The organism is Endozoicomonas acroporae, assembly GCF_002864045.1.
Lineage (GTDB): Bacteria > Pseudomonadota > Gammaproteobacteria > Pseudomonadales > Endozoicomonadaceae > Endozoicomonas > Endozoicomonas acroporae.
On the sequence record NZ_PJPV01000288.1, the window covers coordinates 1 to 2587 of the forward strand.

Sequence of the window (2587 nt, forward strand, 5' to 3'; positions counted from 1 at the left end):
TAGTCAGAAAATACGATTTCATTTGGTTAACTACTTACCGTCCTGGGCATCGTTCAGGCCTTCCATAAACAGGACAAACTCTTTGCCTGATTCAATCAAGGCCTGAACCATATTGCTGGCCACTGGGGTATAGCTCACGGTGACTCCCAGGTTATCAATGCCACCGAGATAGTTTTTCAGCTCCTTCTTATCTTCTTCAAAGCTGAATTTGAACTCGCTCACGTTGCCAACTGGCAGCAAGGGAGCGGAGTCATCTGCTGGCTTCAGGTAGATGCTACCAGCACCAATAAAACTACGGTCCATCGTAGACATGGCTTTTCTCCTATCCTGTAGGTCATGGGTTAATCATGGGAGGGTTTCACATGGTAGAACTGGTGTTTGAACAGCCCAATGTGCTCGGTACTGAGTTAGAAGCCTGCTGCCAGAGTCCAGTGACGGGCTTCTTTCGGGATGGGTTTTGCCATACCTGTCTGGAAGATTCCGGCAGTCATACGGTCTGCGCCCGAATGACCGATGAGTTCCTGCAATTTTCCCTGTCCAAAGGCAATGACCTCATTACACCTAATCCGGAGCTTGGCTTTCCTGGCCTGAAAGCCGGTGATCGCTGGTGCCTGTGTGCAGCCCGTTGGGCAGAGGCTCATGAGGCAGGTGTCGCCCCGCCCGTTTATCTGAATGCAACCAATAGGGCGGCACTGGAAATCGTTGAGCTGGCAACGCTAAAACAGTTGGCTGCTGATGAGCCTTAAAGTACGACCTCGATGCTCACTTGCAGGTCTGCAAACGACAGATGGGCATTGCTTGGCGCAATATCAAACTGGGTTTCACTGAATTGGATATTTCGGGCTTCTGGAGTGAAGCGTTGGCCGGTAGTGAATAGCTCACGAATGGAACGGGTTAAATCCAGCAGCGTGTATGTAGTGTCTTTGTTGGTTTTGGCCACGGCACTGATATTGAACGCCATCCGGTATTTTGCCCGTTGTCCCTGGCGCTGTTCTTCATTAATGGATTCCAGCTGCACCAGAATAGCCGGAAGATCTAAATCCTGTTCCTGGCCGGTGGCTGAATAGCCAAGGAGCGTGTTTTCAGAAACCAGCTTCAGATGTTCCACCAAGCTCTCAATAATCTGTCGTTCAGGATTCGATGTTGAAGGCATAATTGAGTTCTTGATGGAGCAGTTCAGTAAACCGGTTTACCAGTAGAGGTCTGATTTTTGCCAGTGAGGTTTCACTCGACTCTCAAGTTTTTAATGCACGAGTGTTTGATATTCCGGCAAACGGTACTTGAGTGAGGCAGTTGGCATCATTCTCCCAAGCTCCCTGCCTGCCATATGCTTGCTGGATATTCTCAACGGACGATAGTCTTCGAGAGACTCCGTCAGTTTCTTGAGCTTCTCTTGAGGATTTTCTGACTCCACAACTAGTGTCGTCAATAAGAAGATTTCCCTCTGATAAGCCATAACGATCAATGATGACCAGAACACTGATGCGTAGCAGTAGATGCCAGACAATTTCGGATCGATAAAACATCCACCATAAGGCGGCTGATGTGTATTGGCCAAGACTTCGACGTTCCATGGTTGCCCAGCAGAGCTTCTGAGTCAGAATCATTGCTGAAATGACAAATGCTAAAAAATAGCGTTGCTTCATAGTCAGTCGCTGAGCATGCGGAGCCTGACGTAAAGCCTGGTCAAGATGATCAATAAATTGGGTAGCGCAGGGAAGAACACGTATAAGCATGGTCATATAAAAGTTGCCAATACATTACTTTGCAACCAAGCTTGGTACAGCAGGCCTCCTGTTGCCACGATGAAGGCTTTGCGCAGCCGTGAAGCCCGAGTAGCAGCAGTGAGACCTGCTCAAATTTAACTTAATGGTCAGGCAAAAACTTTAGAGTCGAGTATCAGGGACAGGAAGGACCCTAAGAAGAAATACGGCAATCACCAGAATGTGCCATTGTGCCCCTGTCTAGAGATCATTGCCATGCAGCCCAGGATTAAAGGTGAAGACCGGATTTTTCCTTACAAGGCACAGTCGATATCAACCAAATTTTCAGAGCGAACCAAGGCACTGGGGTTCCCTGAGTTGCGGTTTCACTCTTTCCGCCATGAAGGTATTTCCCGTTTCTTTGAACAGAAGATGAGTATTCCGGAGGTGGCCATTCGTAGTGGTCATAAGACCTGGGATAACCTGCGCCGTTATACCCACCTGATCCATCGGAATCCACCGGATTACTGGACTGTTTGTAAGGCAATGGAAGAGAATTATTGGGCCAGAAATGAGTGTCTGAATTCTCGCTGGCAGCAGGGAATTGTAAAAGGGGCTGAGCAAAGCGCAGATATTATTGTACTGTATCGCTAATAGCTCTATCGTAATGGGCAATAAGTAGCTGGCCATATGGAATCACATATTTCTGGCTACTTGGGCAGGTGCTATGCGAGGCACAACGGAGGGAGCATAGCCGTAGCTATGTGACCGGAGTTGTAACGAAGCAGAGTGCCTGAACAAGGAGTCAGAAATATATGATTTCATATGGTTAGCTACTTAATACGCCTCCCGCTTCCCGCAAGATCAGCGCACCGGTTACTCAT

5 protein-coding genes are annotated in these 2587 nt (G+C 48.2%); 2 read left to right on the forward strand and 3 right to left on the reverse strand.

What is annotated here, in order from left to right; all coding sequences use genetic code 11:
• Positions 1–30: 30 nt before the first annotated feature.
• The gene (locus CX664_RS25240; protein ID WP_146000378.1) at positions 31–312 is read right to left on the reverse strand and encodes a hypothetical protein; all 282 of its coding nucleotides are present in this window, start codon (positions 310–312) and stop codon (positions 31–33) included.
• A 35-nt stretch (positions 313–347) separates the two neighbouring features.
• Between CX664_RS25240 and CX664_RS25245 the strand changes: the two genes are divergently transcribed.
• A complete protein-coding gene (locus CX664_RS25245; RefSeq protein ID WP_241693514.1) occupies positions 348–746 on the forward strand; it encodes a DUF2237 family protein in 399 nt (132 codons plus the stop codon).
• Here the strand turns inward: CX664_RS25245 and CX664_RS25250 are convergent.
• Positions 743–1153, reverse strand: coding sequence for a phage tail terminator family protein (locus CX664_RS25250; protein ID WP_101749325.1), 411 nt, complete (start codon positions 1151–1153; stop codon positions 743–745). The two genes, CX664_RS25245 and CX664_RS25250, sit on opposite strands and share 4 nt — an antisense overlap.
• Before the next feature lie 82 nt (positions 1154–1235).
• Positions 1236–1646, reverse strand: coding sequence for a hypothetical protein (locus CX664_RS25255; RefSeq protein WP_101749326.1), 411 nt, complete (start codon positions 1644–1646; stop codon positions 1236–1238).
• 333 nt (positions 1647–1979) lie between these two features.
• Between CX664_RS25255 and CX664_RS25260 the strand changes: the two genes are divergently transcribed.
• Positions 1980–2357: a tyrosine-type recombinase/integrase gene (locus CX664_RS25260; RefSeq protein WP_101749327.1), complete on the forward strand. Its 378-nt coding sequence runs from the start codon at positions 1980–1982 to the stop codon at positions 2355–2357.
• Positions 2358–2587: the final 230 nt, after the last annotated feature.